At 47.2% G+C, this 4147-nt stretch carries 4 protein-coding genes and 1 pseudogene; 2 read left to right on the top strand and 3 right to left on the bottom strand.

Annotated elements, in window-relative coordinates; translation table 11 throughout:
- Both C7R94_RS28305 and C7R94_RS28300 read right to left on the bottom strand, forming a co-directional pair.
- Positions 1–281: pseudogene (locus C7R94_RS28305) on the bottom strand (YcdB/YcdC domain-containing protein); the annotation flags it as partial.
- A 111-nt stretch (positions 282–392) separates the two neighbouring features.
- A complete protein-coding gene (locus tag C7R94_RS28300; RefSeq protein ID WP_106657129.1) occupies positions 393–773 on the bottom strand; it encodes a winged helix-turn-helix transcriptional regulator in 381 nt (126 codons plus the stop codon).
- A 342-nt stretch (positions 774–1115) separates the two neighbouring features.
- Here C7R94_RS28300 and C7R94_RS28295 point away from each other — a divergent pair, with 342 nt between their 5' ends.
- The gene (locus C7R94_RS28295; RefSeq protein ID WP_106785884.1) at positions 1116–1778 is read left to right on the top strand and encodes an NAD(P)H-dependent oxidoreductase; all 663 of its coding nucleotides are present in this window, start codon (positions 1116–1118) and stop codon (positions 1776–1778) included.
- A 70-nt stretch (positions 1779–1848) separates the two neighbouring features.
- Here the strand turns inward: C7R94_RS28295 and C7R94_RS28290 are convergent, their stop codons facing one another.
- Positions 1849–3048: a hypothetical protein gene (locus C7R94_RS28290; protein ID WP_106785883.1), complete on the bottom strand. Its 1200-nt coding sequence runs from the start codon at positions 3046–3048 to the stop codon at positions 1849–1851.
- Between the two features lie 173 nt (positions 3049–3221).
- Between C7R94_RS28290 and C7R94_RS28285 the strand changes: the two genes are divergently transcribed.
- Positions 3222–4147 (top strand): MBL fold metallo-hydrolase (locus tag C7R94_RS28285; protein ID WP_146142836.1); only part of this gene is annotated, 926 nt, incomplete at its 3' end.

Below are 4147 nucleotides of genomic sequence, written 5' to 3'. Positions count from 1 at the left end.
ATTGCATACAGCTCCATCTTGCCTGGGGCAATTTCTTTATCAAAGCGCAGCTCGTATATACCGTTTTTCGGCCCGTTCATCTTTTTGTCCATATTTTTCAATTCAGGCTGGATGGTGTAGAGCGTCTGGAGTGTTTTTTCTGCTGCTGGTGAGAGCTTTACTTCCTGCCCTTGATTGTCCACGGCTTGTACGGTCAACGCCGGGTGTTGCAGCCATAGCGGAGTTGTCGCCAACAGGCTTGCCATTAGTAACGTGCTTGCCAATTTCTTTGTATGTTTCACAGTTGTTCCCTCCCAAGGAATTTTTGTGTTTGTTTTTTGTCCTATGTAATAGTCGGAAAAACTTCAGGGAGGTTACAAAAAAGAAAAAACCACCCTTTCAGGTGGCGGTTTTCATGACCCGTGAGCAGTAGATAGTGACTCTTCTGGTTCCTCTGTTTGAAAATGTTCTCCCCATTCCCGCAAATACTCAATAACAGGTCCCAAGCCTTGCCCTAGCTCGGTTAACTCGTACTCTACTTTTGGCGGAACGACAGGATACACTTCACGCTTGACGATTCCCGCTTCCTCCAACTCCCGCAATTGTTCTGCCAGCATTTTATGATTCACACCGATTATATTTTTCTTTAACTCTCCGTATCTTTTTTTCCCTTTGAACAGCTGACAAATAATTGATACCTTCCATCGTCCCGCAAAAACCGAGACGGCAAGCTCGATCGGGCAAGGATATTCCTTGCCATTTAACAGGTACCTCATCGCTGGTTTCTTCTTCATCCCACTCACTTCCCTTTTCGTAAGTATTAACCGAAAAAGTGCGTACTTACTTTTCTTTAGTGTATTCGGTATGCTCAGTTTTGTAAAACACTTTTAAAGGAGGGAGCTTATAGAAAAGCAAGTAGGGTAGGCCCAGTCGACATCGCTTACGCAGTGGCGGAAAACGGTCCCGCTCCCGTGAAAGATTCGAGCTGGAGAGTCGCATCCATATTCGTCGATTGCTGAGTGGAATCACAGTCCCAATACTCGTCATCTCGTGAAATCAGGGAGAGACCCTCATCGAGGAAATCGCCCATTTTCTATCAACGGTATCATAAACTTATTCGAAAGTAGGTTGAGATCATGCGTAAAGATCAAATCATAGAAGCTTATCAATTCAGACATGCCTGCAAAGAGTTTGATACAGCTAAAAAAATTGCAACGGAAGACTTTGACTTTATTATGGAGACAGCTCGCCTGTCGCCTAGCTCCTTTGGCTTTGAACCATGGAACTTCCTCGTGGTGCAAAATCCAGCTCTTAGAGAGAAGCTGTTACCAGTCACATGGGGTGCGCAAAAGCAACTGCCGACCGCAAGCCATTTCGTCATCGTACTAGCGCGGACCAAACAGGAAATGGCCGCTGATTCCGAATATATCCAGCATATCATGAAAGAAACGCAGGACTTGCCGGAAAACGTCGTACAGCAAAAAGGCGCCGCTTACGATCATTTCCTGAAAAACGATTTCGCCCTGTTTGAAGACGAGCGAGTCATGTTCGAATGGGCATCCAGACAGACCTACATCGCACTTGGCAATATGATGACGTCTGCTGCTATGATCGGCATTGATTCCTGCCCCATTGAAGGCTTTTCAAAAGAAAAGGTCGAGGATATCCTTGCGTCGGAGGGGCTCCTCGACAGAGACCGCTTTGGCGTCGCTTGCATGGTGGCCTTTGGTTATCGGAAAAATGAGCCACGTGCGAAAACCAGACAAGCGAAGGAAGAAATTATTCGTTTTATCGGATAAAACCAACGATTGGCTCCACATAAAAAACAGTCGCCAGCAAATGCAAGCGACTGTTTTCCCTATCTCTTTCTTACTCATCCGTATACCGAAAACCTACGATACGACCCGCTTCATCGACGGAGATCGTGATTCCCTTGCCTGTGGCTGAACGGAACGTCACATCTGCTGTCACAAATCTATAGTCGTAGTCTTCAAAAATGGCACCGCCACCGCCCCGCTCGACCTTTGCCTCTGCTTTATATTGGCTTGCTTGATCGCCAACAAGCTGCTTCAGGAAAGCTGCTGCTTTCTCTTTTGCCACCTTCTCGGCAGGGAGCTTTTTCGACACCCAATCTGGATTTTGGATCATTACTTTACTCAATTCGTTTGTACGGGTATCCATGATAACGAGAGCTTCTGCTCGAGGGGTCGGACTGTACACCCGTTTTTGCGCTTCAAGCATTTTCAGGAGTTGCCAATTACCTTCGATGCCGTAATCATCATAATCGGAAAACTGTGCAGTGTCTGGGAAAATCTTCGTCACCTCGGCTACTACCTTTTCCACCTCAGGGGAAAACTTGCCCTGCTCCACACCCGCTGGAATGCTCACTTCGAATGTTTTCTCATCAAATACGGGTTGGAAATTCACCTTGTCTACGGTGTACGAAAATGCTTGTGCTTGATTGTGGGTGAAGGTGCGCTTGAGCAGCAGCCCTGTCTCTTTGTCTATCCACAGGTCATCCTCGTAATGGTGCAGCCTGCCATCGATTTTCGCCTCTTCTTTTTTCGCGACATGATACACGGCTCGATTCAACAGTTGTGCTTCCTTCACGGTAATCGCCACCTTCGAATCTGGCAACGCCACTTTCAAGCGCTGTAGCTCTCGCTTCGTCTTGTTGATTTCATTATCGTATGTGCCAATCGTTGCCGAGTGGACAAATCCTCTGCCACCTTCTTGATACGCTGCCACCTGCCCTGCCTTCCCTACGGCATGCTGAATCCTTTTCCCGTCTGAGATTTCCTCTCTCCATTCCCCTTTGACCGTGTTATCCCAAGTTTTAGCCTTTTGGGTCTGGGTGCCCTGCTTTGCTTTTGATGTGTGCGTCGATTCGATGTACATGGAGACGGGTTGTTTTTTATCCATTTCTTTGACGAGCTGATCAAATGTGATCACTTGAGCTTTATTCGCAGCGACTACCATGTTGGTTTGTGCCTGTGCGATCCCGAATGGGGATACTGCTGAGAGAAGGAGTGCTGCCATGCTAACGGTAACAAGTGCTTGCTTTTTCATGTCGGTTCATCCTTTCGACTCGTTGATTGCTGTTCACTTGTTACGATCCTCCTCATGCACAGCTTGTGACACACATCCCTGAAAAAATATTTTTTCAAATCTTGTCACGTTTTTCTCCCCGACAGGATCATCCCTTTTAGCAAATCGCTAGTATACATAGGGAGACAAATCACATGAAATTTCAAATGGTCAACCACGCTTCATTTTTATGGGAACATGATTCTATCAAATTAATGACCGATCCTTGGCTTACGGGAACTGCCTTTGATAACGGCTGGGGCTTGTTAGCCAAGACCCGCTTCGCCTCTGAGGATTTTGCCGATATTACGCATATATGGTTTTCTCATGAGCATCCGGATCATTTTCATCCACAGAGCCTCCGAACCATACCCGAGGAGTATCGCAAGCGAATCACGATTCTCTACCAGCAGTCAGCCGATAAAAAAGTGATCGAATGGTGCCGTACCTTTGGCTTTCAGCAAGTCATTGAGCTCTCTCCGGACAAATGGTACTCCTTGTCCGACGATGTCTCTGTTTTGTGTCGGCCGTTTCCTGTCGGCGATTCCTGGCTGTGCATCAAGACAGCTGACATGACGATTCTGAACCTGAACGATTGCGAGGTCAGCACCACACAGGAAGCCAAGGATATCCTAAACCTTGTCGGTGACATCGATCTATTATGGACGCAATTCTCTTATGCAGGCTGGGCGGGGAACAAGGAAGACTTCCTGCTCCGCAAAAAACGAGCCATGGAAAAGCTCGCCCGGGTAAAAAAACAGGTGGAAATCCTTCAACCTCTCTACGTGATTCCCTTCGCCAGCTTCGCCTGGTTTTGTCACGACGAAAACTATTACATGAATGATGCAATCAATAAAGTAGACAGTGTGTACCGTCTTTTGCGGGAAGAAACGGATGCCGAACCAATTATTTTGTATCCCGGAGATACGTGGACGCCACATGAAGCTCATGATCCTGCGAAGGCGCTTGCCCTCTACGCACGCGACTATGAGAAGATGGCTTCCTCTCCTTCTCTTCTTCCTTCGGTCAAAATCGAATCGGACATGCTCTTCGAGGCTGGCTTGGACTTCAAGGAACAGAT

Source organism: Brevibacillus sp. NRRL NRS-603 (genome assembly GCF_003013445.1).
Lineage (GTDB): Bacteria > Bacillota > Bacilli > Brevibacillales > Brevibacillaceae > Brevibacillus > Brevibacillus formosus.
This window is presented reverse-complemented; position numbering and strand designations above follow the sequence as displayed.